Below are 26751 nucleotides of genomic sequence, written 5' to 3' on the forward strand. Positions count from 1 at the left end.
AGGCGTGGACGAACGCGACATGTTGGCCGTGGCGGTGGCCGAGGCCCGCGCCGGGCTCGCCGAGGGCGGCATCCCGATCGGCGCGGCGCTGTTCGCCGACGACGGCACGCTGCTCGGCCGCGGCCACAACCGGCGGGTCCAGGACGGTGACGCCTCCACCCACGCCGAGACGGCCGCGTTCCGCGCCGCCGGCCGCCGGGCGAGCTACCGCGGCACCGTCATGGTGACCACGCTGTCACCGTGCTGGTACTGCAGCGGACTCGTTCGCCAGTTCGGGATCCCCCGCGTGGTGATCGGCGAGGCGCGGACGTTCCACGGCGGTCACGACTGGCTCGCCGAGCACGGCGTCGGAATCACGCTGCTGGATGACGACGCGTGCGTCCGGATGATGACCGACTTCATCGCCGCCAAGCCGGAGCTGTGGTTCGAGGACATCGGCCAGGATTAACGCGCCGCGCCGCACGGCGACACAATCCCGACACGGGCCGCCGCCACCATCAGCGGGCATGGAACCGTGGCACGTCGACGAATCACTGGACTCCCTGGTGCTGGCCGAGGGCGCGGTCGCCGTGGAGGTGCCCGCCAGCTGGGGCGCCGAGGTCAGCACCCAACTGCGCTCGGCCGGGCCCCTCGGGCCGATCCTCGCCATCCCCGGACCCCGGCTGCGCTGGCTGTTCCTGGCCAGGCCGGACCCCGACCCCGCACCGCGCCACGTGCCGCCGCCCGACGTCCGCTACTGGCACGGGCCGCGCCGCATCCCGGCGGCCGCGTCGCGCTGGGTGGTGCCCCCGGCGGGCGCACTGCCCCCGGTGGGGGCCGTGCGCTGCGCCATCAGGACGGTCCGCCGGTCCCTGTAGTGCTCTCCAACCGGCTCAGGGCCTCTTCCACGGAGCCCACGACGGTGAACACCGAGCTCAGCCCGGTCGCCTCGATCGGCCGCTGCGTCGCCCGGCTCGTCGCCACCAGCACCAACGGGATGGCGAGCGCGCTCGCCCGCTGGTTGCCGACCACCAACGACTCCAACCCGGCCGAGCCGAGGAAGCGAACCCCACCGAGGTCCACCACCACACCCCGCACGTTCTCGACCAGGTGCTCCGTGAGCGGCCTGGTCAACTCGTCCGCGCTGCTCGTGTCCAACTCGCCCGACACGTGCAGCACCACCACGCCGTCCGAAGGTCTGTCGACCCGCACGGAAGCGAGCGTCGCCGCGGGTTCTGGCACGCCGGTACTCCTCTCACTCAGCGACGCCGGCGCGGCGTCGACGTCTTCACGGTAGACCCCGGTCGGCGTCTCAGTCGGCATCGCGGACCGTTTCGGCCAGCACCAGGTCCACCAGCCCGCGCGCGTCGGGCGAGCCGCCGAACGCCCGCCGCTGCCGCGCCGCGCCGCTGCCGTGCGCCTCGAGCCACGTGAGGTGATCCTCCACAGTGGACAAGGCCGAGGCGTCGGCCAGCGCGCCCGAGCACCAGGACACCAGCTCGCCCAACAGATCCCGCGCCGGCCGCAGGCCGCCCGTGCGCGGATCGACGGCCAAGCCGTCCACGCCGTCGCGCGCGGCACGCCAGTAGGCGGCGCGCAACACCGTGTCGTCCACCCGACCAGGGTCACCCGACTCGGCGGCCGTGCGGGCGAACGCCCGGATGATCTCGGCGATGACGACCGCGTCACGGGCCGTCATCGGGATGTCCGAGACCCGCACCTCGACCGTCGGGTGCTGCGCGGACGGCCGCACGTCCCAGTAGACCATCCCGCGGTCCAGCAGCACCTCGGTCCCTTCGAGGGTGCTGACCAGCCGGTGGTAGGCCTCGGCGGAGTCCAGGTGCGGCGGCGGCCCGCTGATCGGCCACCGCGACCACACGACCGAGCGCCAACTCGCGTACCCGGTGTCCTCGGCGTGCTCGATCGGGGAGTTCGCGCTCAGCCCCAGCAACGTCGGCAGCCACGGCCGCAGCGCGTTCGACACGCGGATCGCGACGTCCTCGCCCGGCACGCCCACGTGGACGTGCATCCCGCAGACGCCCTGCCCGCCGATGACCTTGCGGTGCGAGTGCTCCATCATGCGGTAGCGGCGGTCGTCCGTGCCCGGCGGCGGCCCCAGCGTGCCGATCGGCGGGATCGCCGAGGCCAGCAGTCGGCAGCCCGCGGCGTGCGCGGCCTTCGCCAGGTGCACGCGGCCGGCCAGCACGCGCTCGGCCAGCTCCTCGGCGGTCTCGCACACCGGCGTGGCCACCTCGATCTGGAACGGCGTGAGTTCGCGTTGCACGTCGTGGCCCGCGCCGGCGTGCTGCGCGACCGACTCGGCGAGGGGCACGGGTCGGCGCGAATCCGGGTCGACCAGGAGGAACTCCTGCTCGACGCCCACGGTCCACGGCTCTGCCATGCCGGTCCCATACCCACTCGGCGGCTGATTCAACCACGGTGTTGAGAGTTGTCCGGTGAACGGCGTTTCGCCGCGTCGCGGCCGGGAACCTCGCCGGGGTGAGATTGCGCCGCAGTGACCCGTCCGGCCCCGGCTGGCGCCGCCGTGCGCGCGGCCGGGGCTTCAGCTACACCGACGCCGACGGCGGCCCGCTGCCACCCGAGGCGGTGGCCCGGATCAAGTCCCTGGTCATCCCGCCCGCGTGGCGCGACGTGTGGGTGTGCCCCCACCCGAACGGCCACATCCAGGCGGTGGGCACGGACGCGGCCGGGCGACGCCAGTACCTGTACCACGAGCGGTGGCGGCAGGACCGGGACGAGGAGAAGCACGAGCGGGTGCTCGCGCTCGCGCCGTTGCTGCCGGGGTTCCGGGCGGAGGTGGCGCGGGAGCTGAGCGGGCGGGGCCGGTCGCGGCAACGGGTGCTCGCGGTGGCGTTGGCGGTGCTGGAGCGCGGCGTGTTCCGGGTAGGGGGCGAGACCTACGCGGCGGACAACGGCACGCACGGGGTGGCGACGCTGCTGTGCTCGCACGTGGCCGTGCGACGGTCCACTGTGGACTTCTGCTACCCGGCGAAGGGTGGGATCCAGTTCGTGACGGAGGTGGAGGACGAGGCGTTGGCGCGGGCGGTGCGCGGGTTGTTGCGGGGCAGAGAGGGGGAGGAGCGGCTGTTCGTCGACGAGCGGGGGTGCTCGGTGGGGTCGGATGACGTGAACGAGCGGTTCAAGGAGATGGTCGGGTCGGAGTTCTCGGTGAAGGACTTGAGGACGTGGCACGCGACGGTGCTCGCGGCGGCGGCGTTCGCGCGGGAGGGTCGGCCGGAGTCCAAGCGGGGCCGGAAGCGGGTGGAGGCGGCGGTGATGAGGGAGGTGTCGGAGCACCTGGGCAACACCCCGGCCGTCGCCCGGAAGTCCTACGTCGACCCCCGAGTGGTGCGGCTGTACCACGACGGGGTGATGATCAAGCCGAAGTCGGCGGACCGTGAGACAGTGGAACGTGCCGTCCTGCGGCTGCTGCGCAAGTGAGGCGGGCACCGTTTTCGCAGGTCGACGGGCCGTCCGGTAACACTTTCGGGTGATCAACGGCCGAAAATGTACGGAAACACCGTTCCCGATCCTCGGTTGAAACATGAGGAGCCCCGCCAACCACACTCACGCCCAACCCGCCCCCAACCACCTCACCACCCACACCGCACCCCACCACCAGCCACCGACCACCAGCCACCACCGCAGCTCCCGCCCCCCACCGCCACCACTGCCACACCCGGCCGCCACCGCGGCGACCGCCGGCCACCGGCCCGGCCGTCACCACCGCACCGGCCACCGCCACGCCCGGCAGCCGTCAGGTGTCGCCGGTCGCCGCCACCCGCCGGCCGGGCCCGGTCGGCACCACCGCTGACACCACCGCCACCACGACCCACCGCCACCACGACTCACCGCCACCGCACCGGGCCACCACCCTGCCGCACCCGGCCACCACCACTGCCGTACCCGGCCGCCAGTCCGGCCTTCACCACCGCCGGCACCACCGCACCGGCCACCGCCACGCGCGGCCGCCATCGGGTGCCGCCGGTCGCCGCCACCCGCCGGCCGAACCCGGCCGTCACCACCGCCGGCACCCACCCCCGTCGAGATCAACGGGCGCTGCGGTCAGCTGGCTCACCCGGCTTGCCGGCTCGGCGGGTCACTGGCGGAGGAGGGCTCCGACGTCCTCGTGCAGCCGGACGGCACCGCCGACGAGCACGATCTCGGCCCCGCACTGGACTGCCCGCAACGGCAGGAGTTCGTCGGCGCGGCTGCCGTCGACTTCACGCGACCCCACGAGCGCGTCGGTGAGCAGCAGGGTCTCGACCCGGCCTTCCGCCAACGCCTTGCTGACCGCCTCCAGGCCGTGGGCCGCGCGTCCGGTCATCCGGGACGACTCGTCGCGGAACCGTTCGACGACGGCTCGGCGGGCGTCCTGGTTCGCTCGCCCCGCCAGGTGCAGCACCGCGCGATCGGGGGAGCCCTCGACCTCCACCACCAGGTGGTGGTAGCGGGTGGGGAGGGCGACTCGCAGTGAGCGTCGGCCGGCCAGTGGGCCGGCCAGGACCAGCAGCGGTGCGCCCAGGCGGTCCACCAGGGAGGTCGCTTCGTCGGCAACGTCGGCCAGTTCGTCGGCCTCCAGGCGGCGTCCCGGGCGGCGCGCACCGACCGAGGCGACGGCCACCGGGCGGCCGGTCGGGTCGACGCCGCGCAGGTCCGCGCCGTGCTCGCCGACCTGCACGACCACGTGCGGCAGGAGGGGTTCGGACAGGTCGGCCAGCGGCAGGACGTAGGGCAGCGGGCCGTAGCGGGCGGTGTAGCCGGAGGGTGGGACGGGGACGTACTCGTCGACCAGGACGCGCCCGTCGCCGACGACGAGGCCGCGGCCGGCGAGGCCGCGCGGGGTCTCGCCGGACATGATCGCGTTGTGGGCCAACGCCACGAGGTACGGGTCGGCGGACATCGCCTGGAGTTGGTCGCGCATCGCCCGCCACCGCAGGTCCACGTGATCGCCGACGTCCAGGAACACGGAGACGAACGGCCCTTCGACATCCACCAGGTTTTGCAGACTCGCCGTGTGCATCGGTCCTCCCCGTTCGGTCACCCGGGTGGTACCCGAAAGGGGGGTGGTGCAACCGCCTTCGCCGGCAGCTGAACGACGTCCCGAACCCCGTCCCGAACCCCGTGCTCACGGTCGGGTGACGCCCACGGCAAGTCCGTCGAACGGTGCGCCGAGGTGAGGGGGAAAAGGATCAAGGGAAGCGGAGCGCGCCCGACGGGTGACGGGGCAAGAGGATCAGCGGGCGGTGCGGCGGGCGCGTTGTTCGCACCACGCGCAGCTCTCGGCGACGGCCACGGACGCGAAACCGATCAGCAGGTGCACGGCGTTGCCGACGATGCCGGCGTCCATCGCGCCACCCGGCTCGCCCACCCCGAACGCGAACACGACCAGGAACACCACGCCCATCAGCGTGCCGACCAGCCGCGCCACCCGGGTCCGCACCGCCGCCGCCCCGATCACCGCACCGGTCACCACGTGCAGCACGCCCGACCGCGGCTCGGCGCGGGCGAAGTCGAGCAGGCCCCACGCGACCAGCAGCACGCCCAGCACCAGGGCCGTCCGCTGCGGCCACGTCAGCCTGACCAGGCCTGTCACCACGGCGACCACCCCTTCCGTCCGACCCGCGTCCGAGGGACGCCCGGTTACCGACCGCTACTCGTCATCATCGAGCAGCGACCGCAGCCGGGCCAGCGACCGGCTCAGCAGCCGCGACACGTGCATCTGCGACACGCCGACCGAGTCCGCGATCTGGCTCTGCGTCATGCCCCGGAAGAACCGCAGCACGACGATCCGCCTCTCCCGCTTGGGCAGCCCGCGCAGCATCGGGTCCAGCGCGTGGTGCAGCTCGACCACTTCCAGCGCCGGGTCGTCGCTGATCAGCCGGTCGGCGTAGTTCAGCTCCTCGCTGATCGACTGCTCGTCCAACGACAGCAGGTGGTACGCGGAGGTCGCGTGCAGGCCTTCGTACACTTGGTCCACGCCGATGCCGAGGTGCCGGGCGACCTCGCTGGGCGTCGGCGTGCGCCCGGACACGCGCGACAGCTCCACCCTGGCCGTGTCGATCGCGACGCACAGCTCCTTCAACCGCCGCGGCACGCGCACCGCCCACCCCTGGTCGCGCAGGTACCGCCGCACCTCGCCGGTGATCGTCGGCACGGCGAACGCCAGGAAGTCGATCCCGCGCGTCACGTCGAACCGGTCGACGGCGTTGATCAACCCGACCGCCGCCACCTGGCGCAGGTCCTCCACCGACTCGCCGCGCTCGGCGAACCGGTCGGCGATGTGCCTGGCCATGGGCAGGTGCTCGGTCACCAGGCGGTCGCGCAGCCGCTGGTAGCGCTCGCCGTCCCGCTCGGCTTCCGCCAGCTCGTGGAACAGCGGTTGGTAGTCCACCGCGTTCATGCCCGACACCTCAACTCGACCCGCAACCGGCCCTCCCCGTCGACCCAGGTGGCCACCGCATCGGTCACGGAACTGACAACCCGCCAGTACAACGAGTCATGATCGGGCACGGTGACGGCCGATGACCGGACCTCCGCCCGGAACCGCACGGAATCACCTTCCCGGGCGAACCGGCACCGCAGGATGGCGGAGGGGTCCAGCGTCCGGGCGATCAACGCGCTGCACGCCTCGTCGACGGCGATGACCAGGTCGACGGCCAGCTCGGGCGTGCGCTTCGCGATGGCTGCGGCGACCGCGCGAACGGTCGAGAGGTGAGCGGGTCTCGCCGCCAACCTGAGCTCCACCTCCGAGCCGTCCATGTGCGGCGAACGCTCCTCACACCGTCGTCGTGGTCGACCGGGGCATACCCCCGGACCCCTGCCGCTACACCAGTCCACACAGGACTGAGCAACAGAATCGTGAAAGCCGAACATGCCGTGGGCTGGTTCGTCACGGTTTGCGAACAGTGGTAGGTAATCCTGTGATCGGGGCCATACTGATCGCCTCCCCCACATCCCCCCGGAGGCGCCTGGTGCTGGAGGCGAACAACCTTGAGGTGGTCTACGACGACGTGATGTTGGTGCTGCGCGGCGTGAGCCTGAGGGTTCCCGAAGGGCGGATCGTCGCGTTGCTCGGCGCCAACGGAGCGGGCAAGACGACCTTGCTGCGCGCCCTGTCCGGCCTGCTCGACGTGCACGACGGCAAGATCACCCGTGGCCGCGTCACGCTCGACGGCGACCCGATCCACCGCACGTCACCGACGCGCATCGCGGCGCTGGGCGTGAAGCAGGCGCTGGAGGGCAGGCGCATCCTGGCCGAGCTGACGGTCGAGGAGAACCTGCGCATCGGCGGGCACAGCAAACCGCGCGGCATCAAGCGGAACCTGGACCGGATGTACGAGTTGTTCCCCCGGTTGCGCGAACGGCGGCGGCAGAGCGCCGGCTACCTGTCCGGCGGCGAGCAGCAGATGCTGTCCATCGGCCGGGCGCTGATGTCCGAGCCGCGCTACCTGCTGCTGGACGAGCCGAGCCTGGGCCTGGCCCCGCTCATGGTGGGGCAGATCCGCGACCTCATCGTGAAGATCAACGCGGCGGGCACGACCGTGCTGCTGGTCGAGCAGAACGCCACCATGGCGCTGTCCATCGCCGACCACGGCTACGTGCTGGAGACCGGCAAGGTCGTGATGGACAAGCCCGCGGCCGCGCTGCTGGCCGACGAGGACGTGCGCGAGTTCTACCTGGGCCTGCGCGGCGAGGCCACCGCGCAGTCGTTCCGCGACGTGAAGCACTACAAGCGGCGGAAGCGGTGGTTGTCGTGAACGAGGGCAACGTGCTGGAGGTGCGGGACGTGACGCTGGCGTTCGACGGCGTCACGGCCGTGGACGGCGTGTCGTTCCGGGTCGGCGCGGGCGAGCTGTTCGCGATCATCGGGCCCAACGGCGCGGGCAAGACGTCGATCTTCAACGTGCTCTCGGGCGTGTACCGGCCGCAGAAGGGCTCGGTGCGGTTCCTGGGCGAGGAGGTGCTGGGCAGGCGCCCGCACCGGATCGCCGCCCTGGGCATCGCCCGGACGTTCCAGAACATCGAGCTGTTCGCGCACCTCACCGTGGTGGAGAACCTGATGCTGGGCCGCCACAACCACATGCGGTACGGGGCGCTGGCCGCGTTCGCGTGGGTCGGCCGGGCCCGGCGCGAGGAGCTGGCCAACCGGGCGGCCGTCGAAGAGGTGATCGACTTCCTCGAACTGGAGCAGTGGCGACGGCTGCCGGTGGGCCTGCTGCCTTACGGCGTGCAGAAGCGCGTGGAACTCGGGCGGGCGCTGGCGATGGAGCCGAAGCTGCTGCTGCTGGACGAGCCGGTCGCGGGCATGAACGTCGAGGAGACCGAGGACATGGCGCGGTTCGTGCTCGACATCCGCGACGAGCTCGGCATCGCGATGATCATGGTCGAGCACGACATGGGCCTGGTCATGGACCTCGCGGACCGGGTGATGGTGCTGGACTTCGGCAAGCCGATCCGCACCGGCACACCCGCCGAGGTGCAGCGCGACCCCGACGTCGTGCGGGCCTACCTCGGCGAGGCCCACCAGGGCGTGGGAGGTGCGGCATGACCGCGGCGACCGCCACCGGGCTCACCACCGTCGTGACCCGCGTGCGCGACCGGGCCCTCAGGACGCCGGACGCGGTGGCCCTGCGCGCCAAGGAGTTCGGCATCTGGCGCGAGGTCACCTGGGCGGGGTACTGGGCTCAGGCCGAACTGGTCGGGCACGCCCTGCTGGCGCTCGGCGTCGACGTGGGCGACCGGGTCGCCATCCACTCCGAGAACCGCCGCGAGTGGCTCTACGCCGACATCGGCGCGGTGGCCGTGCGGGCGATCACCGTCGGCCTGTACCCGACCAACCCGGCCAGTGAGGTCGCCTACCTGCTGTCGCACTCCGGGGCGCGCGTGCTCATCGCCGAGGACCAGGAGCAGGTCGACAAGGCGCTGGCCGTGCTGGACGCCCTGCCGGAGCTGGAGCGCATCGTCTACCTCGAACCGCGCGGCATCCGGCACCGCTACGACCACCCGAAGCTGCTGTCGTGGGACGACTTCCTGGCCCTGGGGCAGGAGCACCGCGCCGCGAACCCGGACGCCGTCGCGCGCCGGATGCGCGAGGTCGAGCCGGACGACGTGCTGACGTTGATCTACACCTCGGGCACGACCGGCCCGCCGAAGGGCGCGATGCTGACCGTGGCGAACGTCGAGTTCGCGGTGCGGTCCTTGATCGAGGGCGGCGGCTTCACCGACCCGCCGCCGTCACCCCAGGACGTCACGTTGTCCTACCTGCCGCTGTGCCACGTCGCCGAACGCATCTTCACCACCTGGTTCAGCGCGTCGGCCGGGGTGCGGGTGCACTTCGCCGAGTCCATCGAGACCGTGCAGGCGAACCTGCGCGAGGTGCAGCCGACGATCCTGTTCGGCGTGCCGCGCATCTGGGAGAAGGTGCTGGCGGCCATCACGATCAGCGCGTCCAGCGCCACCTGGCTCAAGCGGGCGACGACCCGGTTCTGGTTGCGCGTGGCCGACGGGCTGGGCGAGCAGCTCGTCCGCAACGGCGGCAACCACACGGTCGCCACGCGGCTGAAGTACGGCGTGGGCTGGCTGTTCTGCTTCCGCGCGTTGAAGACGCGGATCGGGATGCGGCACGTCCGGTACGCGTCGTCGGGGGCCGCGCCGATCTCGCCGCAGGTGCTGCGGTTCTTCATGGGCATCGGCGTGCCCATGCACGAGGTGTACGGGATGACCGAGAACACCGCCGTGGCCACCGGCAACCGGCCCGGCCGGGTGAAGGTGGGCACGGTCGGCGAGCCCCACCCCGGCGTGGAGCTGCGCGTCGCCGACGACGGCGAGATCCAGACCAGGCACCCGGGCGTGTTCGCGGGCTACTGGCGCGACGAGGACGCCACCCGGCGGGCGATGACCCCGGACGGCTGGCTGCGCACCGGCGACGTCGGCGAGTGGGTCGACGGCACGCACGTGCGGATCACCGACCGGATGAAGGACATCATCATCACCGCGGGCGGCAAGAACGTCGCGCCGTCGGAGATCGAGAACGCGCTGAAGAGCTCGCCGTACATCAAGGAAGCGATCGTGCTCGGCGACCAGCGCCCGTACCTGGTGGCGTTGATCGGCATCGAGCAGGACACCGTCGGCCACTGGGCCAGGCAGCGCCGGATCACCTACACCACCTACCGCGACCTGGCGGAGAAGGACGAGGTGCGCGAGTTGGTGCAGGGCATCGTGACGGAGGTCAACGAGCGGTTCGCGACCGTGGAGCAGGTCAAGAAGTTCCGGATGCTGCCCAAGGAGCTGGACCACGAGGACGGCGAGCTGACCGCGACGCAGAAGGTGAAGCGGTCGGCGCTGGCCAAGGTCTTCGGCGACCTCGTGGACGACATGTACCTCGGGGGGCGCGGATGACCGAGTTCCTGCAATCGCTGATCCGCGGGCTGGGCTCCGGGTCGATCTACGCGCTGCTGGCGCTGGGCTTCGTGATCATCTACAAGTCCACCAGGGTGATCAGCTTCGCGCAGCCGGCGTTCATGCTGGCGGGCGCGGTGCTGGTCAGCTACCTCGCCGCGGACGTCGGGTTCTTCGCCGCCGTGCCCATCGCGGCGGTGCTGATCGCGGTGCTGGCGCTGGGCGTGGAGCGGACCGTGCTGCGGCCGATGATCGGCAAGCCGGTGTTCGTGGTCGCGATCATCACCATCGGCGTGGACGTGGTGGTGCGCGTGGTGACCAACGCCTTCATCGGACTGGACGTGCGGCAGGTCGGCGACCCGTGGGGCCTGTCCACGGTGACGCTGCTCGGCGTCGAGGTGCAGCAGCGGTACCTGGTCATGTTCGGCACGACGGTGGCGGTGGTCGCGGTGCTGTTCGCGTTCTTCCGGTTCTCCCGGGTGGGTCTCGCGATGCGCGCGGTGGCCCACGACCAGGAGGTGGCGCTGGCGCAGGGCATCTCGGTCGGCTCGGTGTTCGCGCTGTCGTGGGCGATCGCGGGCGGCCTGGCGGCGTTGGCCGGGGTGTTCGTGGCCACCGGCGCGGGCGTGGACCAGCAGCTGTGGGTGATCGCGCTGAAGGCGTTGCCGGCGATCATCCTGGGCGGGCTGGACTCGTTGGGCGGCGCGGTGGTGGGCGGGCTGGCGGTCGGGGTCGTGGAGTCCCTCGTCGGCACCTACCAGGGTGACGTGGCGCCGTGGCTCGGACCGAACTTCGCGCTGGTCGCGCCGTACGTGCTGATGCTGGTCGTGCTGCTGCTGAAGCCCTACGGGCTGTTCGGCGCCAAGGAGGTGGAGCGGCTGTGAAGGGTCGTCCGGATCTGTACACCTCCTATGCGCAGGACATGGCGTTCCTCAACACGCGCCCCAAGCGGGCGTGGACCGGGGCGTTGGTGGTGGTGGCGCTGCTGGTGCCGTTCGCCATCACCGACGACCTGCTGATGCTGCTGGCCACGGGGTTCGTGGCGGCGATCGGCGCGATCGGGCTGAACATCGTGACCGGGTACGCGGGGCAGGTGTCGTTGGGGCACGCGTTCTTCCTCGCCATCGGCGCGTACACCGGCGCGGCGCTCTCCGGTGACCCGGACGGGCGGGTGCTCGGGTTCGGCGTGACGTCGCTGCCCGTGTGGCTGCTGGCGTCCGGGCTGGTGGCGGGGCTGGCCGGGTTGGTCGTCGCGCCCATCGCGGTCCGGTTGCGCGGGCTGTACCTGGCGATCGTGACGCTGGGGCTGGTGTTCCTCGGCGAGCACGTGTTCCGCGAGTGGACGTCGTTGACCGGCGGTCCGGGCGTGGGGCGGCCGGCGGCGGTGCCGGAGCTGTTCGGCGTGCGGCTGGACCGGCCCTCGGAGTTCTTCAGCGGGCCGCAGCAGCTCTACCTGCTGATGTTCGTGCTGCTGGTGATCTTCGCGGTGCTCGCGCGCAACCTCGTGCGGTCACGGATCGGGCGGGCGTTCGCGGCGGTGCGCGACCGGGACCTGGCGGCGGCCGTGATCGGCGTCGACCTCACCCGGTACAAGGCGCTGGCGTTCGCCGTGTCGTCGTTCTACGCCGGTGTGGCGGGTTCGTTGTTGTTCGTGGTCAACGGGTTCTTCGACCCCGGCTCGTTCGGGCTGCTGCTGTCGGTGCAGTACATCGCCATGGTGCTCATCGGCGGCGCGGGCACCATCTCCGGCGCGATCATGGGCGCGCTGTTCATCACGCTGCTGCCGCGCATCACCCGGGAGCTCCCGGCGGTGTTGCCGTTCATCAGCGCGGACGCGACCGGTGCGGTCACGGTGTTCCAGGTCGAGGCGGTCCTGTACGGGCTGCTGATCGTGGTGTTCCTGATCGTGGAGCCACGGGGCCTGTTCGGTATCTGGGTGCGCGTCCGCAACTACTGGCGCACTTGGCCTTTCTCGTACTGAAAGGGTGGATGGGATGGCAAGTCACAGAGCGGTGCTCGCGGTGCTCTCCGCGGTGGCGCTGGCGGCGGTCGCGTGCCGCGGCGGCGACGGCGCGGCGCCGCAGGAGGGCAAGGGCGGCATCAAGGTCGACTTCGGCGTGACCGCCGAGCCGTGCCCGGACACCGGTCACAGTGACCGGGGCTGCATCTACCTCGGGTCGATCTCGGACCTGACCGAAGGGCCGTTCAAGACGCTCGCGGTGCCGATCACGGAGTCGCAGAAGGCGTTCTGGAAGCGCGTCAACGACCAGGGAGGCATCGGCGGCTACGACGTCGACGTCACCACCCACGTCAAGGACAACAAGTACAACCCGCAGATCCACAACCAGGTGTACCAGGAGATGAAGGGCAAGGTCCTGGCGCTGGCGCAGACCCTGGGTTCGCCGACGACCGCGGCGATCCTGCCCGACCTGGAGAGCACGCAGATGGTGAGCGTGCCCGCGTCGTGGACGTCGCTGTGGGGCGTGGAGGAGGTCGTGCTGGAGTCCGGCGCGAACTACTGCATCGAGTCGATGAACTCCGTCGACTACGCGGTGGACGAGCTGGGCGCGAAGAGCGTGATGGCCGTGCACCTTCCGGGTGACTACGGCGACGACGCGGCGGCGGGCGCGAAGATCGCGGCGCAGAAGCGCGGGGTGACGTTCACCAGCGCGGTCACCCAGACCGGCCAGGACAACCAGGGCGGCGCGATCGACGCGGTGCTGGCGAACAAGCCGGACGTGGTCGTGCTGACCACCGGGCCGACCGACGCGGCGGTGATCATCGGCCAGACGGCGGCCCGCGGGTTCAAGGGCAAGTTCATCGGCACGTCGCCGACGTGGAACCAGGGCCTGATGCAGAGCCCGGCCGCGCCCGCGATCAAGGCGCTGTACCTGCAGTCCGCGCCGTGGAAGTCGTGGGCCACGGACTCGCCGGGCCACAAGGCGCTGCGCGAAGCGCTGCCGAGCGTGACGCCGAACGACGGCTACACGGCCGGCTGGGTGTGGTCGTACCCCTTGAAGGCGGCGTTGCAGAAGGCGGCCGAGAACAAGGACCTGACCCGGGCCGGGGTGCTGGCGGCCGTGCGCGAGCTCAAGTCCGTCGACTACGAGGGCATGCTGCCCGAGGGCGCGGGCAACTTCGCGGGCAACGCCAACGACGCCGCGTTCCGGCAGACGTTGATCTACAAGCCGGACGAGCAGGCGGCGACGGGCGTCGGCCTGGTGGAGGACTTCTTCACCGGTCCGACGGCGAAGGACTTCAAGTTCGAGAAGCCCTGCTACGCCTGACCCACCCGGTCGGCCCGACGGCACGCCACCGCCGGGCCGACCGTTCAACGGGTGGTGAGGGCGGGGATGGTGTTCGATGCTCCCCATGTCCACACCGTCCGCCGCGTTACCGGATCCCGCCGCGTCGAGGGCAGTGCTGATCGCTGCCCGGTACCGGCTCCAGCGGGGGCAGCCGAAGATCGCCGCAGGCGCGCGCGAGCTGGCTCTGCTGCTGCGTGACGGGAGGCTGTGGGGACTTCCCGCGGCGAACTGCACGCTGCTGGAGGATCCCGGCACCGCGGCCGAGGTCGTGCGGGCGATCGAGTCGGCCGCGGCCGCGGTGGGCGACGCCGGTCGCCTGCTGGTCTACTTCACCGGCCACGGTTACCGGGACGACCACGGGGTGCTCTACCTAGGCATGAGGGACACCGACCCCGGTGACCTGCGATCATCGGCTCTGCGGTTCGACTCGACGGGGCTGCCGATGTCCGACGACGACATCGTCATCCTCGACTGCTCCTACGCGGTGCCCGCACGGCGGCCGGCGACCCGCAGTGGCGGGACGATCCTGGGCGCGACGGGTCACGACCGCCGGGTGGCGACCTTCACCGACGGCTCCCCCGACACGGCTTTCACCGACGCCCTGCTCGACGTGCTGCGCCGTGGTGTCGTCGGTGGAGGCAGGTTCCTCGACATCGGGACGATCCACCTCGCGATCCGCGAGAAGTTGGCCAACCGCCCGGTCCCGTCGCCGAGCCTGCACGTGGGGAGCGACCGGGGCGTGCGCCCGGTCGTGCGCAACCTCGCCGCCACCAGGCCGGACCCGACGTCCGACGACGCCTTCCGGCGCTTCGACGAGCTGGATCCCTTCGAACTCGGCGTGCGCCACGGGAGCCCCGGTGAGGTGCTGTCGCAGTACATGCCGCGTGAGTCGGACAAGCGACTGCGAGACCTCTTCGAGCGATCGCGTGCCGCGGTGGTCGTCGGCGACAGCGGGACCGGGAAGACCCGTGCCGCCTGGGAGGCCATCCACGTCCGCAGGCCGGACTGGCGGTTGTGGAGGCCCGGATCGCTGTCGGAGCTGCTCGACCGGGGCGGCAAGTCGATGCCGGCGCGCACGGTGGTCTGGCTCGACGACCTCGACCGCTTCCTGGGGGACCTCGGTGACGCGACGGTGCTCGCCCGCGCTCTGGCCGACCTGGTGTCCGGCGTCGGCTCCGAAGAGGTCATGGTCGTCGCCACAGCGGACACGACGACCTGGCATCGCGTGCTGGAGGCGGCTCCCCCGGCGACGAAGGAGCTCCTGCGCGAAGTCGGCGTCCTGCGCTTAGGGCCCTTTCCCGCCGGCGTCGAGGCCGGAACCGGACCGCTGGTGGACTGGCAGGTCGAGATCCGCGGGTACGGTGACCGGCCGCCCGTGACGGACCTGTTGCGGCGGCACGCCGTGATCGGGGCGCTGGCCGACCTGATCGCCCCGTCGGCGCCCATGGGCGACCACGACCGGTCCGGGCCCACGGTGATCGCGCTGGACGGGCCGTGGGGCATCGGCAAGACCTCCCTGGTGGACCTGGTCGGCCAGGAGTTGGACCGGACGCCACGCCCCGCGATCCCCGCCGACCCGGTGCGACGGCTGCGCGCACGCGAAGCCGACCGCGCGTTGAGCGGCCGGCGTGGTGCGCTGTGGGAGCCGACCCACATGGCGCGGGCCGACCCGGAGCAGGACCCACCGTTGATCAAGGCTCACTTCGAGCCCTGGGCGCACCAGACGAGCGAGCAGGTGTGGGCGGGGCTCACCACGACCATCCTGGACGCCGTCGAGAAGACGCTGCTGCCGCGTCCGGAGCCGGCCACGGAGCGGTACTGGTTCCAGCGCAACCTCGACCGGGTGGACCGGATGCGGGTGCGGCGCGCGTTGCGCAAGGGTGTGCTGTCCCCGCTGCTGGCGGTGGCCGTGCTCGCCCTCGCGGTCCCGATCGTCGCCCAACTGGCCCGGTCGGCCGACACCTACCGGTTGGCCTGGATGGACATCGCGGGCTCCAACATCGCGGTGCTCATCGCGGTGTCCGTGTTCCTTGCGGCGGTCGGGCACTCGGCCTGGCGGTACCTCACCCGGCCCGCGGCCGACTTCCTGCCGGCCGACCTGTTCGTGGGTCCGGTGCCGAGCGGGACGTCCGACGAGGCGTTGCGCGACCCGTACCACAACGCCCGCTCCGGTTACCTCTACCTCGCCCAGCACGACGTCTTCGCGGTGTTGGAGGACGTGCGGGCCAGTGGGCACCACATGGTGGTGTTCGTGGACGACCTCGACCGGTGCACGCCCAGCGCGACGGCCGTGGTGTTCGAGGCGGTCAACCTGTTCGTGACCCGAACCTTCCCGGTCACCCGGTTCGTGCTGTGCCTGGACACGTCGGCGGTTGCGGCGCACCTCGACGAGGTCTACCCGAAGCTGAAGAAGACGGCGCTGCACGGCGACGACCCGAGCTCCGGCTGGAGCTTCCTGCGCAAGCTGATCCAGCTGCCGGTGCCCCTCCCGCCGGTCACGGCTGACCGCGTGCCCGACCTGCTGGTCGGTCTCCTCGGCGAGCCGAGGGGACCGGACCTCCCGCGGGGGGACTTCCGCGCGGACCCGACGACCGCGGAGGTGGACCAGGCTCCGCCGATCCGGGAAGAGGCGCCGAGCCGGGAGCCCGAACCGATGCCGACGCCCGAGGTCGACGCCGCGGTGGGCAACATCGAGCACGACGAGGGGGTGCTGGAACGGATGTCCGAACGCCTGCGCGAGCAACCGTCGCTGTCGGTGCGCGAGGCCAAGCGGATGCTCACGATCTGGCAGTACTACATCAGGGTGCTCATCCGGCTCGGACACCGGGAAGGGCTGGCGGCACGGGCCCGGCACCTGGTCGTCCTGGCCGAGATCATCGCCCGGTGGCCCGCTTCGCAACGGGCACTGGGCCGCCGCACGGCCGGCCGACACGGGCTCCAGCTCCTCGCCGAGGCCGCCCACGACGACTGGGCGTGGCTGCGGGCCCTGCGCCACCTCGACCTGCACGGCGCCGAACACCGCGACTGCGCCGCCGGTGTCCGCGACCTCCTGCTCAGGTACGACGGCGGGCAGGTCGCCGACCTGGCCGCCGAGCTGACCTAGACCTCAGGACGGGGGTCGGCCCGGACGGCCACGCGTTCCGGTCCCGGGCAGCGGCTCGGGTCGCCGGTCGGTGGTTCGACGCCGATGGCCAGCCGCCGGACGCCGGTGACGGGGACGCCGACCGGGTGCGGGGTGGGGCCGGTGTTCGGCAGCTCGGCGGCGCGCTGGTCGATCAATGAATCGTCCGCGATGGCGACCCGAGCGGTGAAGCGGGCGTATTCGCCGTCCACTGCGAACGTGAGTTGTGCCGCGGTGCACCACGCGTCGGTGGATGTATTTGGTGTGCGTCAGACCGCGCACGGGAGCGACGGCGCTGGGGAAATGTGTGCTCCCTGCCCGCACGGGCACCCGGCGCTGCCCCAAGGTCCGCCGGTGAGCCGCTGGTCGTGGGCACGGCGCGGGGCCAGGGTGGGTGCGTGATCCACGAGGTCGACGAGGCGTTGAGGCGGTTGGTCCGGGACGACGCGTTGCGCGGCACGGACGTCGAGGTGGCGTTCGACGCGCCCACGAAGGACTGGGCGGCCCGGCGCAACGCGCCCACCGTCGACGTCTACCTCTACGACATCCGCGAGGACCTCCGCCGCCGGCTGCCAGAACCCGGGTGGGAAGGGCAACTGCCGCCCGTCGGTGTCGTTCGCCGGCCGGGCCGTCTGACCGCCCGCCTCAGATCAGGCCCTCGCGCAACGCGAACGCCACGGCGTGCGCGCGGTTGCGCAGCTGGAACCGGTTGGTGATGTCGTGCAGGATCGACTTGACCGTGCGCTGCGAGTAGCACAGCTTCTCGGCGATCTCGCGGGTCTCGAAGCCGTCCGCGACCATGCGCAGCACCTCGGTCTCCCGGTCGGACATGCCGGCCATCGTCCAGCCGTTGGGGTGCAGCACGGTGCGCTGCAACCGCGACACCCGGTCCAGCAGCCGGCCGAGCAGGTCCGGCGGCAGCGCCCCCTGGCCCGCCGCGGTCGCCTTCACCAGGCGCACCAACGTGTCCGGGGTGGCGTCGCCGCGGCGGATCACCGCGGACACGCCGCCGCCGACCACGTCGAGCAGCTCGGGGTCGGCGATGTCGCCCGCGACCAGCACGATGCCCGCGCTGCCCGGCGCCTGGAGCCGGCGCAGCAACTGCCGCGCCTCGCCGTCGAGCCGGTCGAGCACGACCAGCGCCACCGGCGCGGGCTGGTCCGGCTCGACCAGCCGGATCTCGGGCCGCGACCGCAACGCCGCGGTCACCCCGGCCCTGGTGATGGAGTCCGTCGCGTGCAGGACGACCGCGATCTGGTGGTGTGCGTTCATCTCTGGCGCTCCCCGCCCTCTCCGGTGAACCCCCGGTGTGCCACCGCAATCGTGGCCGCCCGGCGCGTCCCGGCACTACGGGCGGACCGTCCCGACGTGTCCCGGGTCTTCGCCCAGACCGGCCCGCTTGGCCCGGGACACGGCCTGCGCCCGGTCGGCCACGTGCAGCTTGCGCAGGATGTTCGACACGTGGTTGCGCACCGTCTTGGGGCTGAGCACCAACGACCGGGCGATCGCGGTGTTGCCCCGGCCGTCGGCCATCAGCCGCAGCACGTCCCGTTCCCGCGCGGTCAGCTCCGGGAACGCCTCCACCCGCTCACGCGGCGCGGTGCCGAAGTACGCCAGCAGCCGCACCGCGATAGCCGGGCTGAAGATCGCCTCGCCCTCGCCGACCGACCGCACCGCGCGCACGATCTGCGTCGGCCGCGACGCCTTGAGCAGGTAGCCCAGCGCGCCCGCGCGCATCGCCGCGAACACCGACTCGTCGTCGTCGAACATGGTCAGCACCAGCACCTTGACGCCCGGGTCGCGCGCCACGATCCGCCGCGTCGCCTCGACACCGCCCAGGTCCGGCATGTTGAGGTCCATCACCACCACGTCCGGGTGCAGCACGGCGGCCATGGACACCGCCACCCCGCCGCCGGACGCCTCGCCGACCACCTCCGTGTCGGGCGCGGCCGCCAGCGCGGCGGCCAGGCCGTACCGGAACAGCGGGTGGTCGTCCACGACCAGCACCCGCAGCGCCGGCATCCCGGCTCACACCCCGCCCGCGAGCGGCAGGTCCGCCGCGATCCTGGTGCCGCCCGCGGCGGCGTGCTCCACCCGCCACGTGCCGCCGACCTCGCGGGCCCGGTCGCGCATCGAGCCGAGCCCCACCCCGACGTCGCGGTCCCCGACCAGGCCCACGCCGTCGTCCACGACCTCGACGTGCAGGCAGCCGTCGAACCGCAACCGCACCGAGCAGTGCCGCGCGCCCGCGTGCCGCACCACGTTCGTCAACGCCTCGCAGATGATCCGGTACGCCGCCACCTGCACGCACATCGGCAGCTCCGGCACGTCCGCGCACTGCACGTCCACCCGCACCGGGTGCCGGTCGGCCAACGAGGCCACGTGCGCCCGCACCGCGCCGGCCAGCCCCAGCCGCGTCAGCACCGCCGGGCGGGCACCGGACGCGAGCCGGCGGACGTCGGTGACCGCGGTGTGCACCTCTTCCTCCAGCCGCGCCAGCAGCGGACCCGCCGCCGCGGGGTCGTGCGCGGCGAGGTGCCTGGCCGCGCGCAGCCCGAGCGCGATCGCCGCCAGCGCCGGCCCGAGACCGTCGTGCAGATCCCGCAGCAGCCGGCGCCTGGCCTCGTCGGCGGCGTCCTCGGGAACCAGGAACTCGCGGCGCATGTCCCCTCCCCCACTGGGTGAGCGCGCGGGCCGCCTCGCCGCGACACCGGGCCGCCTCGCCTGTATGGAGAGTCGTCGGACCATCACACGGCGTTTCAACTACCGGTCAGGTTCCCACGTTGGGGGGAATGGCTGCGGAGAGTGGTGAACGCTGAGACGTATCACCGCGCATCGAGCGCCCTCCATACGGGTATCGGACACCACGGGAGGGTGGAATGGGGCAGACGAGTGGCCGGGCGGTCCTTCAGGTCCACCCGACCAGGCTGTGCAACCTGCGCTGCCTGCACTGCTACTCCAGTTCAGGCCCGGACGTGGCCGAGTCGATCCCCGTGTCCGTGCTGTCGGCCGTGGTGGAGGACGCGGCCGCGCTCGGCTACGACGTGCTCAACGTGTCCGGCGGCGAACCGTTCCTGTACCCGGAACTGCCCGCCCTGCTGCGCGCGGCCCGTGCGGCCGGGATGCGGACGACCGTCACGACCAACGCCGTGGCGCTGACCCAGCGGCGGGTCGGGCTGGTGCGCGGGCTGGTCGACCTGGTGGCCGTGTCGCTGGACGGCGACCGCGGCACCCACGACCGGATCCGGGACCAGGAGGGGTGCTTCGACAAGGCCCTGGCCGGGATCCGCAGGTTCACCGAGGTCGGCATCCCGGTCGGCGTGATCACCACCCTGACCCAGGGGAACGCGACCCAACTGGGTGATGTCGCGCTGGCCGCCGCCCAGTCGGGCGCCCTGCTGCTGCAAGTCCACCCGCTGGAGCCGGAAGGCGCGGCGAACCGGCTGATGGTCGGCGAGCGCCCGGACGCGGTGGAGCTGGCCTACGCGGCGGTGGAGCTGGGCCGCATCGCCGAGGAGCACGGCCTGGCCGTCCAGCTCGACGCCGTGCCGCGCACCATGCTGGCGCGCGAACCGGAGGCGTTCATGGCCGCACCGGTCGACGACGACCAACCACTGGGCCGCTGGCTCACCCCGCTGGTGATCGAGGCGAACGGCGCGGCGGTCCCGGTCTCCTACGGCTTCGACCGCCGCTACGGCCTGGGCAACATCCAGGACCGCCCACTGTCCGACCTGGCCCGCTACTGGGACGCGGCCCCGTTCCTGGCCCTGTGCCGAGCCACCTGGCAACGCCTGGTCGACGGCCGCACCGGCCCGCTGGTCCCGTGGTACGGCCACCTGGTCCGCGCGTCCCGAACCTCCCGCCCGGCCACGGCAGGTCGTTGAGCGGTCAGCGGGCCAGGAGTTCGTCCGCCTCCAGGGTGTTGATCACCCGGTCGGGGGTGACGCCGCACTCCTCGGCCCGTTCGCAGCCGAACGACAGCCAGTCCAGCTGCCCCGGCGCGTGGGCGTCGCTGTCGATCGAGAACACGCACCCCAGCTCCACCGCCAGCCGCAGCAGTCGGCCCGGCGGGTCGCGGCGCTCCGGGCGCGAGTTGATCTCCACCGCCGTGCCGTGCTCCGCGCACGCCCCGAACACCGCCTCCGCGTCGAACGTCGACTCCGGCCGGCCCTTGCCGACCACCAGCCGTCCCGTGCAGTGGCCGAGCACGTCCACGTGCGGGTTGGCCACGGCGGCCACCATGCGGCGCGTCATCTCCGGCGCCGCCATCCGCAGCTTCGAGTGCACGCTGGCGACCACGACGTCCAGCCGCGCCAACAGGTCGGGCCGCTGGTCGAGCGAGCCGTCGTCGAGGATGTCGACCTCGATGCCGGTCAGGACGCGGAACGGCGCCAGCTCGGCGTTCAGCTCCGCCACCACGTCGAGCTGGCGCAGCAGCCGGTCGGCCGACAGCCCGTTGGCGACGGTCAGCCGGGGCGAGTGGTCGGTCAGCGCCAGCCACGAGTGCCCGAGGTCGCGGGCCGCCTCCGCCATCTCCCGGATCGGGCTGCCGCCGTCGGACCAGTCGGAGTGCGAGTGGCAGTCGCCCTTCAGCAGGGCCCGCAACGCCTGCCCGCCCACCACCGGCTCGCGGAACCGGCTCAGGTAGGTCGGCTCGCGCCCGGCCACCGCGTCGGAGATCACGCCGGCGGTCGCCTTGCCGATGCCGGGCAGGTCGGTCAACGTGCCCGCCGCGACCCGTCGTTCCACCTCGCCGTCCGGCAGCCCCGCCACCACCTCGGCGGCCTTGCGGAACGCCCGGACCCGGTAGGTGGGTTCACCGGCGCGCTCCAACTGGAACGCCACCTGCCGCAGTGCCCAGAGTGGATCCACACCCCATTGTCTACCCCGCGGCGGGCGGTGGTGCGCGTCGGCGGAGTCGGCGGCGGAGTTCTCGACTTGGTGGCGGTGCGTGCGAAACGCTTGCGGCCGCCCGGGCGGGGAACCGAGGATGTGCGCCATGTCCCCACGTGCCGGCACGGTCGGGTCGCGGCGCAGGCCCAGCAAGGGCGACCTCACCTCGCAGGCGATCCTCGACACCGCCGAACGGCTGCTCCAGACGCGCTCCCTGGACGACATCGCGGTCGACGAGCTGGCCTCGGGGGCCGGCATCTCGCGGTCGACCTTCTACTTCCACTTCGCGTCCCGGGAAGCGGTGCTGCACGCGCTGGTCGGCGGCGTGCTCGACGCGCTCTACGAGTCGGCGTCGTCGTGGCTGCGGCGCGGCAGCGAACCGCCCGAGGACTCGATCCGGCGCGCGTTGGGCGCGAGCCTGGCCCTGTGGCGCAAGCACGGCCCGGTGCTGCGCGCCGCCGTCCGGGCCCGTGACACCGACCCGTTGATGCGCGAGTTCTGGGCCGGTGTCGGCCGCCGGTTCGTCGACGCGACCGCGTCGCAGATCGAGATCGAGCGGTCGGCGGGCGTCGCGCCGCCGGGCCCGGACGCCAGGGCGCTGGCCGCGGTGCTGGTGTCGATGAACGAGCAGGCGTTCCTGAGCCGCTCGCGGTCCCGCCGGTCGGCCGCGCGGGACCGCGAGCTGGTCGACACCCTCACCTGCGTCTGGCTGCGCTCGGTCTACGGCCTTTCCTAGCCGACCCGGTCAGCGGAACCAGGCGCCGTCGGACGCCCGGCGGTACCCCAGCGCGCGGTACACGGCGTCCACAAGGGACTGGCCGCGCGCGTTGACGCCCAGACCCGGCCCCATCCGCGTCATCGCGTACCCGAACGACATGCGCGCGCCGGGGTCGGCGAACCCGAGCGACCCTCCCATCCCGGAGTGCCCGAACGCGTCCTCCGACATCGCCGCGCCGCGCTCCACCGCGGGCAGGTGGAGGTTGGCCGCCGACTTCATGAACCCCAGCGAGAAGCGGGTCGGCGCGAGCAGCATCTCGTCGAACCCGGCCGACACCACGCCCGACATGACCGGGATCTGCGCCTCGTCCACCACCCGAACCCCGTTGTACTCGCCGCCCAACGCCAGCGGCCGGTACATCTGTGCCAGGCCGCGCGCGTTGCTCATCCCGCCGACCGAGCCGTACTGCGCGGCGTGCGCCTCACGGGTGTCGGACGCCGCCACGTACCCGCCGGAGTTGCCCGCCAGCAGCGCCTGCATCGACTCGGGCCTGGTCATCGCGGTCACGTAGACGTTCGGCACCGCCTCGCCGCGCTCGGCCGGGATGGTGCGCGCGACCAGCGGTTCCAGGTCCTCGGGCAGCGTCAGCCAGAAGTCCAGCCCCAGCGGGCCGGACACCTCCTTCTCGAAGAACTCCGCCGGCGACAGGCCGGACACCCGTCGCACGACCTCGCCGACCAGGTGCCCGAACGTCAACGCGTGGTAGCCGTGCCGGGTGCCGGGCGCCCAGAACGGCTCCTGCCGCGCCAGCCGGTCGGTCATGAGCTCCCAGTCGAGCATCCCGCCCGGCGGCAGCGGCTCGCGCACGGCGGCCAGGCCGGCCTGGTGGGCCAGCAGGTGCCGCACCAGGGTGCCCTCCTTGCCGTGCTGCCCGAACTCCGGCCAGTGCTCGGTGACCGGCGCGTCCAGGTCCAGCTCGCCCCGTGACGCCAGCACGTGCGCGCACAACGCGGTCGCGCCCTTCGTGCACGACCAGACGTGCGTGATCGTGTCCTCGGTCCACGGCCGCCCGCCCGCGTCACCGCCCCACAGGTCGACCACGGTCTCGCCGTCCACCGTCACGTGCACGCCCGCGCCGACCTCGCCGCGCTCGGCGAAGTTGCGCTCGAACTCGGTGCGGACCTCGGCGAACTCGTCCGCGCAGGTGCCCTCGACCGTCATCGACCCTCCAGGTGCGGCAGTTGTCCGCCGCCATGCCACCACCGTGAGCCACGCCACGTGAGTAGGGATTCCTCAGTCGGTAGGGTGGTGGGCCCAACGAGGGGAGGTCGCCCTTGTCGCCTTTCTTCGGCCGGGAAAGCGAACTGGCGGCCGTGTTCGACGCGGTCGAGCGCGTGCCCGCGGCCGGGTTGGTGGCCGTGGTGGTGTCGGGCGAGCCGGGGATCGGCAAGTCCAGCCTGCTGGCCGAGGTCGGCCGCCGGTTGCGCGACCGGGGCCGCGCGGTGGCGGCGGTCGAGTCGGACGACGTCAGCAGGCGCATCCCGTACGCGGCGGTGGCGACGGCGTTGCGGTCGGTCGCGGGCGGTCCCGAGGTGCGCGCCGCCTTGGCGGCGTTGGACCTCACCTCCGCGCCGGACGCCACCTGGTTCGGGCGGTCGTGCGAGCTGGTGTCGCGGGCGTTAACGGGCCTGGCCGCCCAGCGGCCGGCGGCGTTGGTGCTCGACGACGTCGACCAGGTGGACGACGATTCGCTGGCCATGCTGGCGGTGGTGCTGCGCCGGGTCACGGCCGCGCCGCTGGCGCTGATCGCCGCGGTGCGCTCGCACCACCGCAACCCCGGCGTCGAGGAGCTGCTCGACCGGGTCGAACGGCACGCCGACGTGGTGCGGGTGCGGCTGGAGCCGTTGAGCGGCGGTGACGTGGCGCGGATCGTGGAGACCGTGCTGGGCACGCCGGTGGACGACGGGCTGGCGCACGAGGTGCACCAGCGGGCGGACGGCAACCCGTTCTTCGCGGTGGAGATCGCCCGGTCGCTGCGCGAGCTGGACCTGGTGGCGGTGGACGGCGACCGGGCGCGGCTCACCGTGTCGCCGTCGGCGATCCGGCTGACCAGGCGCGAGGCGGTGTTGCGGCGGGTCGCGCCGCTGGACCGGGACACCAGGGCGGTGGCACGGGCGGTGTCGATCTTCCGGCGCGTGCGGCTGGACCAGATCGGGCTGCTGGCGCGGGTGTCGTCGCTGCCCGAGGACGTCGTGGTGGACGCGTTCGACGGGCTGCTGCGCGCGCACATCGTGGTGCGTGACGACGACCGGGGGTACCGGTTCTCGCACGCGCTGGTCGGGGAGGCGCTGTACCAGGAGATCGGCCCGGCCCAGCGCAGGCACCTGCACAGCCTGATCAGCGCCCGGCTGCTGGACGACCGGGCGCGCGGGCTGGCCGTGGACGAGATGGAGCTGGCCTGGCACCTGGCCGAGTCCGCGCCGCCGGGCGACCTGCGCGCCGTGCGGGTGATGGCGCAGGCCGCCGCCGCCAACCGGGCCACCGCGCCGGAGACGGCGGCGGCGCTGTGCGCGCGGGCGTTGGAGCTGCTCCCGGTGGCCGCGCCGGAACGGGCCGGGTTGCTGGCCTCGCAGTGCCGGGCGTTGGCGCACGCGTCACGGCCCGGCGCGGCGATCGGGCCCGGGCTCGCGGCGTTGGCGGCGCTGCCCGCGGGGGCGGAGCGGTCCCGGTGCGCGGTGGTCGTGCTGAGCAGCATGTTCCTGGTCGGGCGGTTCGCGGAGGCGCTGCGGCTGGCGGACGCGGAGGTGCGGGCCGGGGACGCGCCGGCGGCCTTGCACGCGCAGCGCGCGCTGCTGTTGGTGTTCACCGGGCGTCACGCCGAGGCGATGGAGGCGGTGGACCGGATCGAGGCCATGCCGGTCGCGTCGGCGGCCGAAGGCGTGGTCGTGTTCGACCAGTTGGCGGTCATCACGTCGATGCTGTTCCGGCACGACAAGACGGTCGAGCACGCCAACCGGTCGCTGGCCGCGGCGGACGGCCAGCCCGCGCTGGAGCTGCAGGCGCTGGCGGTGGGCGCGTCGACCGGGGCGTTGGCCGGGTTGGTGCACGACGCGTCGTGGCGGCTGCGGCGGGCCGAGGAGCTGCGGGAACGGGCCGGCGGGCACGCGTTCCGCGGTGAGCTGGAGATGGCGCGGGTGGCGCTGGACTGGTTCGGCGGGGCGTGGGACGCGTGCCTGGAGCGGGTCGGCCGGGCCGCGGCGGAGCTGGAGTCGCGGCAGGAGCTGATGATGCTGGACGGCCTGCGCGCGATCGAGCTGGAGGTGCGGACGTGGCGCGGTGAGCTGGACGTGGCGGCCCGGTTGGCGGCGTTGCGGGTGCCGGACAGCCCCAACATGTCCCGGCTGCACGCGTTCGCGATGGCCGGGTACCTGGCGGCGCGCGGTGACGTGGAAGGTGCGCGCGGGGTGTTGGTGGACGCGGTCGACGAGGACGGGATGACCGCGTACAGCTGCGTGTTGTTGGGCCGGTTGGTCGAGCTGGAGCTCGGGTGCGGGCGGGTGGGCGAAGCGCGGCGGGTGGTGGAGCGGCTGGAGGCCGTGGCGGCGGACCGGGTCGCGCCGTGGACCCGGACGACCGTGCGGAGGGTGGTCGGGGTGGTGGAGCGGGACGGCGCGGTGCTGCGGGAGGCGGTGCGAGAGGCGGAGGTAGGGGGGTTGGTGTTCGAGAAGGCACGGGGGCAGTTGGCGTTGGGGCTGGTGGAGGGGGGTGCGGTGGGGTCCGGTGCGGTGGAGGGGTTGCTGGAGGCGTACGGGGTGTTCCAGCGGGTGGGGGCGCACGGGTTGCGGCGGCAGGCGGGGGCGCGGTTGAAGGAGTTGGGGGCGAAGGTGCCGCGGGCGCGCGGGCGGGGGCGCGGGGTGTTGACGGCGGCGGAGGAGAACGTGGCGCGGCTGGTGCAGCAGGGGATGCGGAACCGGGACATCGCGGCGGCGCTGCACTACAGCCCGCGCACGATCGAGGTGTACCTGTCGCGGATCTACGCGAAGTTGCGGGTGTCGTCGCGGTTGGAGTTGGCGCGGGTGCTCGACGGGCGGGCTTAGTTGTTGTGGAGTCCGCACTAAGCCGGTGAGGGCCGTGGGGTGTTGGGTGGGGGTGTGGCGGGCGGTCTGGTACGGGCTCCGGGTCAGTCCCGAGGTCAAGACCGGGGTGTTCGGCTGCGCTCACTTCCGGCTCGATTTGACATGGGGCCCTTACGGGCACTCCAGGCTGGCCAAAGCCGGGCAGGCATGGCGGATAAAGCGCCCGCCAAGCCT

26 protein-coding genes and 1 pseudogene are annotated in these 26751 nt (G+C 72.6%); 14 read left to right on the forward strand and 13 right to left on the reverse strand.

Annotated elements, in window-relative coordinates; genetic code table 11:
• The first annotated feature begins 19 nt into the window (after nt 1-19).
• Both LZG04_RS07280 and LZG04_RS07285 read left to right on the forward strand, forming a co-directional pair.
• Nucleotides 20-448, forward strand: coding sequence for a nucleoside deaminase (locus tag LZG04_RS07280; RefSeq protein WP_233815150.1), 429 nt, complete (start codon nt 20-22; stop codon nt 446-448).
• 58 nt (nt 449-506) lie between these two features.
• The gene (locus tag LZG04_RS07285; RefSeq protein ID WP_233814510.1) at nt 507-857 is read left to right on the forward strand and encodes a hypothetical protein; all 351 of its coding nucleotides are present in this window, start codon (nt 507-509) and stop codon (nt 855-857) included.
• On the opposite strand, the gene LZG04_RS07290 is transcribed toward LZG04_RS07285, so the two are convergent.
• The gene (locus LZG04_RS07290) at nt 832-1221 is read right to left on the reverse strand and encodes an STAS domain-containing protein (RefSeq protein ID WP_233814512.1); all 390 of its coding nucleotides are present in this window, start codon (nt 1219-1221) and stop codon (nt 832-834) included. The genes LZG04_RS07285 and LZG04_RS07290 overlap by 26 nt on opposite strands.
• Nucleotides 1222-1291: 70 nt before the next feature.
• A complete protein-coding gene (locus tag LZG04_RS07295) occupies nt 1292-2380 on the reverse strand; it encodes a glutamate--cysteine ligase (RefSeq protein WP_233814514.1) in 1089 nt (362 codons plus the stop codon).
• Between the two features lie 98 nt (nt 2381-2478).
• Here LZG04_RS07295 and LZG04_RS07300 point away from each other — a divergent pair, with 98 nt between their 5' ends.
• Complete coding sequence (locus LZG04_RS07300) at nt 2479-3441, forward strand: DNA topoisomerase IB (RefSeq protein WP_233814516.1); 963 nt, start codon at nt 2479-2481, stop codon at nt 3439-3441.
• Between the two features lie 407 nt (nt 3442-3848).
• Here LZG04_RS07300 and LZG04_RS07305 read toward each other — a convergent pair whose 3' ends face one another.
• The 5 genes from LZG04_RS07305 to LZG04_RS07325 form a co-directional block, all read right to left on the reverse strand.
• A complete protein-coding gene (locus tag LZG04_RS07305) occupies nt 3849-4025 on the reverse strand; it encodes a hypothetical protein (RefSeq protein ID WP_233814518.1) in 177 nt (58 codons plus the stop codon).
• A 74-nt stretch (nt 4026-4099) separates the two neighbouring features.
• Nucleotides 4100-5023: a hypothetical protein gene (locus LZG04_RS07310; RefSeq protein ID WP_233814520.1), complete on the reverse strand. Its 924-nt coding sequence runs from the start codon at nt 5021-5023 to the stop codon at nt 4100-4102.
• A gap of 213 nt (nt 5024-5236) precedes the next feature.
• The gene (locus tag LZG04_RS07315; RefSeq protein ID WP_233814522.1) at nt 5237-5599 is read right to left on the reverse strand and encodes a hypothetical protein; all 363 of its coding nucleotides are present in this window, start codon (nt 5597-5599) and stop codon (nt 5237-5239) included.
• Between the two features lie 54 nt (nt 5600-5653).
• The gene (locus tag LZG04_RS07320) at nt 5654-6403 is read right to left on the reverse strand and encodes a SigB/SigF/SigG family RNA polymerase sigma factor (protein WP_233814524.1); all 750 of its coding nucleotides are present in this window, start codon (nt 6401-6403) and stop codon (nt 5654-5656) included.
• Nucleotides 6400-6762 carry an ATP-binding protein gene (locus LZG04_RS07325; protein ID WP_233814526.1) on the reverse strand — a complete coding sequence of 121 codons (363 nt, stop codon included), beginning with the start codon at nt 6760-6762 and terminating at the stop codon, nt 6400-6402. The genes LZG04_RS07320 and LZG04_RS07325 overlap by 4 nt, the downstream gene beginning before the upstream one ends.
• Before the next feature lie 212 nt (nt 6763-6974).
• On the opposite strand from LZG04_RS07325, the gene LZG04_RS07330 reads away from it, so the two are divergent.
• The 7 genes from LZG04_RS07330 (at nt 6975) to LZG04_RS07360 (ending at nt 16812) form a co-directional block, all read left to right on the forward strand.
• Nucleotides 6975-7760 (forward strand): ABC transporter ATP-binding protein, encoded by a 786-nt coding sequence (locus LZG04_RS07330; protein ID WP_233814528.1) that lies wholly within the window; start codon nt 6975-6977, stop codon nt 7758-7760.
• The gene (locus LZG04_RS07335; protein ID WP_233814530.1) at nt 7757-8551 is read left to right on the forward strand and encodes an ABC transporter ATP-binding protein; all 795 of its coding nucleotides are present in this window, start codon (nt 7757-7759) and stop codon (nt 8549-8551) included. The genes LZG04_RS07330 and LZG04_RS07335 overlap by 4 nt, the downstream gene beginning before the upstream one ends.
• Complete coding sequence (locus LZG04_RS07340) at nt 8548-10401, forward strand: long-chain fatty acid--CoA ligase (protein ID WP_233814532.1); 1854 nt, start codon at nt 8548-8550, stop codon at nt 10399-10401. The genes LZG04_RS07335 and LZG04_RS07340 overlap by 4 nt, the downstream gene beginning before the upstream one ends.
• Nucleotides 10398-11285, forward strand: a complete 888-nt coding sequence (locus LZG04_RS07345; RefSeq protein ID WP_233814534.1) for a branched-chain amino acid ABC transporter permease — start codon at nt 10398-10400, stop codon at nt 11283-11285. Before LZG04_RS07340 ends, LZG04_RS07345 begins: the two co-directional genes overlap by 4 nt.
• Nucleotides 11282-12382, forward strand: a complete 1101-nt coding sequence (locus tag LZG04_RS07350) for a branched-chain amino acid ABC transporter permease (RefSeq protein ID WP_233814536.1) — start codon at nt 11282-11284, stop codon at nt 12380-12382. The genes LZG04_RS07345 and LZG04_RS07350 overlap by 4 nt, the downstream gene beginning before the upstream one ends.
• Before the next feature lie 13 nt (nt 12383-12395).
• On the forward strand, nt 12396-13688 hold the full coding sequence (locus tag LZG04_RS07355; protein WP_233814538.1) for an ABC transporter substrate-binding protein: 1293 nt from the start codon (nt 12396-12398) through the stop codon (nt 13686-13688).
• Between the two features lie 85 nt (nt 13689-13773).
• The gene (locus LZG04_RS07360) at nt 13774-16812 is read left to right on the forward strand and encodes a P-loop NTPase fold protein (protein WP_233814540.1); all 3039 of its coding nucleotides are present in this window, start codon (nt 13774-13776) and stop codon (nt 16810-16812) included.
• Here the strand turns inward: LZG04_RS07360 and LZG04_RS07365 are convergent.
• Nucleotides 16809-17042, reverse strand: a complete 234-nt coding sequence (locus tag LZG04_RS07365; protein WP_233814542.1) for a hypothetical protein — start codon at nt 17040-17042, stop codon at nt 16809-16811. The two genes, LZG04_RS07360 and LZG04_RS07365, sit on opposite strands and share 4 nt — an antisense overlap.
• Before the next feature lie 186 nt (nt 17043-17228).
• Here LZG04_RS07365 and LZG04_RS42940 point away from each other — a divergent pair.
• A pseudogene (locus tag LZG04_RS42940) lies at nt 17229-17399 on the forward strand (Pvc16 family protein); the annotation flags it as partial.
• A 76-nt stretch (nt 17400-17475) separates the two neighbouring features.
• On the opposite strand, the gene LZG04_RS07375 reads toward LZG04_RS42940, so the two are convergent.
• The 3 genes from LZG04_RS07375 to LZG04_RS07385 all read right to left on the reverse strand — a co-directional run bounded on the left by LZG04_RS07375 (nt 17476) and on the right by LZG04_RS07385 (nt 19494).
• Nucleotides 17476-18102: a response regulator transcription factor gene (locus tag LZG04_RS07375; protein WP_233814544.1), complete on the reverse strand. Its 627-nt coding sequence runs from the start codon at nt 18100-18102 to the stop codon at nt 17476-17478.
• A 75-nt stretch (nt 18103-18177) separates the two neighbouring features.
• Nucleotides 18178-18852: a response regulator transcription factor gene (locus LZG04_RS07380; protein WP_233814547.1), complete on the reverse strand. Its 675-nt coding sequence runs from the start codon at nt 18850-18852 to the stop codon at nt 18178-18180.
• Between the two features lie 6 nt (nt 18853-18858).
• The gene (locus LZG04_RS07385) at nt 18859-19494 is read right to left on the reverse strand and encodes a sensor histidine kinase (protein WP_233814549.1); all 636 of its coding nucleotides are present in this window, start codon (nt 19492-19494) and stop codon (nt 18859-18861) included.
• 215 nt (nt 19495-19709) lie between these two features.
• Between LZG04_RS07385 and LZG04_RS07390 the strand changes: the two genes are divergently transcribed.
• Entirely contained in the window at nt 19710-20714 is a 1005-nt protein-coding gene (locus LZG04_RS07390; protein ID WP_233814552.1) for a radical SAM protein, read from the forward strand.
• 4 nt (nt 20715-20718) lie between these two features.
• On the opposite strand, the gene LZG04_RS07395 is transcribed toward LZG04_RS07390, so the two are convergent.
• Entirely contained in the window at nt 20719-21702 is a 984-nt protein-coding gene (locus tag LZG04_RS07395) for a PHP domain-containing protein (protein WP_233814554.1), read from the reverse strand.
• Nucleotides 21703-21829: 127 nt separating this feature from the next.
• Here LZG04_RS07395 and LZG04_RS07400 point away from each other — a divergent pair, with 127 nt between their 5' ends.
• Complete coding sequence (locus LZG04_RS07400; protein ID WP_233814556.1) at nt 21830-22459, forward strand: TetR/AcrR family transcriptional regulator; 630 nt, start codon at nt 21830-21832, stop codon at nt 22457-22459.
• 9 nt (nt 22460-22468) lie between these two features.
• On the opposite strand, the gene LZG04_RS07405 is transcribed toward LZG04_RS07400, so the two are convergent.
• Complete coding sequence (locus LZG04_RS07405) at nt 22469-23662, reverse strand: serine hydrolase domain-containing protein (RefSeq protein ID WP_233814558.1); 1194 nt, start codon at nt 23660-23662, stop codon at nt 22469-22471.
• Between the two features lie 113 nt (nt 23663-23775).
• Here LZG04_RS07405 and LZG04_RS41530 point away from each other — a divergent pair, with 113 nt between their 5' ends.
• The gene (locus LZG04_RS41530; RefSeq protein WP_267935513.1) at nt 23776-26538 is read left to right on the forward strand and encodes a LuxR family transcriptional regulator; all 2763 of its coding nucleotides are present in this window, start codon (nt 23776-23778) and stop codon (nt 26536-26538) included.
• Nucleotides 26539-26751: the final 213 nt, after the last annotated feature.

The sequence above is a fragment of the Saccharothrix sp. S26 genome (genome assembly GCF_021390395.1).
In the GTDB taxonomy this organism is placed as follows: Bacteria; Actinomycetota; Actinomycetes; order Mycobacteriales; family Pseudonocardiaceae; genus Actinosynnema.

What these genes read in the sequence shown, in the direction of transcription:
- LZG04_RS07280 (WP_233815150.1), top strand. Translation starts at nt 20, where the DNA reads ATGTTGGCCGTGGCGGTGGCCGAGGCCCGCGCCGGGCTCGCCGAGGGC.
- LZG04_RS07285 (WP_233814510.1), top strand. Translation starts at nt 507, where the DNA reads ATGGAACCGTGGCACGTCGACGAATCACTGGACTCCCTGGTGCTGGCC.
- LZG04_RS07295 (WP_233814514.1), bottom strand. Translation starts at nt 2,380, where the DNA reads ATGGCAGAGCCGTGGACCGTGGGCGTCGAGCAGGAGTTCCTCCTGGTC.
- LZG04_RS07310 (WP_233814520.1), bottom strand. Translation starts at nt 5,023, where the DNA reads ATGCACACGGCGAGTCTGCAAAACCTGGTGGATGTCGAAGGGCCGTTC.
- LZG04_RS07320 (WP_233814524.1), bottom strand. Translation starts at nt 6,403, where the DNA reads ATGAACGCGGTGGACTACCAACCGCTGTTCCACGAGCTGGCGGAAGCC.
- LZG04_RS07325 (WP_233814526.1), bottom strand. Translation starts at nt 6,762, where the DNA reads ATGGACGGCTCGGAGGTGGAGCTCAGGTTGGCGGCGAGACCCGCTCAC.
- LZG04_RS07340 (WP_233814532.1), top strand. Translation starts at nt 8,548, where the DNA reads ATGACCGCGGCGACCGCCACCGGGCTCACCACCGTCGTGACCCGCGTG.
- LZG04_RS07345 (WP_233814534.1), top strand. Translation starts at nt 10,398, where the DNA reads ATGACCGAGTTCCTGCAATCGCTGATCCGCGGGCTGGGCTCCGGGTCG.
- LZG04_RS07355 (WP_233814538.1), top strand. Translation starts at nt 12,396, where the DNA reads ATGGCAAGTCACAGAGCGGTGCTCGCGGTGCTCTCCGCGGTGGCGCTG.
- LZG04_RS07360 (WP_233814540.1), top strand. Translation starts at nt 13,774, where the DNA reads ATGTCCACACCGTCCGCCGCGTTACCGGATCCCGCCGCGTCGAGGGCA.
- LZG04_RS07375 (WP_233814544.1), bottom strand. Translation starts at nt 18,102, where the DNA reads ATGAACGCACACCACCAGATCGCGGTCGTCCTGCACGCGACGGACTCC.
- LZG04_RS07380 (WP_233814547.1), bottom strand. Translation starts at nt 18,852, where the DNA reads ATGCCGGCGCTGCGGGTGCTGGTCGTGGACGACCACCCGCTGTTCCGG.
- LZG04_RS07385 (WP_233814549.1), bottom strand. Translation starts at nt 19,494, where the DNA reads ATGCGCCGCGAGTTCCTGGTTCCCGAGGACGCCGCCGACGAGGCCAGG.
- LZG04_RS07390 (WP_233814552.1), top strand. Translation starts at nt 19,710, where the DNA reads ATGGGGCAGACGAGTGGCCGGGCGGTCCTTCAGGTCCACCCGACCAGG.
- LZG04_RS07400 (WP_233814556.1), top strand. Translation starts at nt 21,830, where the DNA reads ATGTCCCCACGTGCCGGCACGGTCGGGTCGCGGCGCAGGCCCAGCAAG.
- LZG04_RS07405 (WP_233814558.1), bottom strand. Translation starts at nt 23,662, where the DNA reads ATGACGGTCGAGGGCACCTGCGCGGACGAGTTCGCCGAGGTCCGCACC.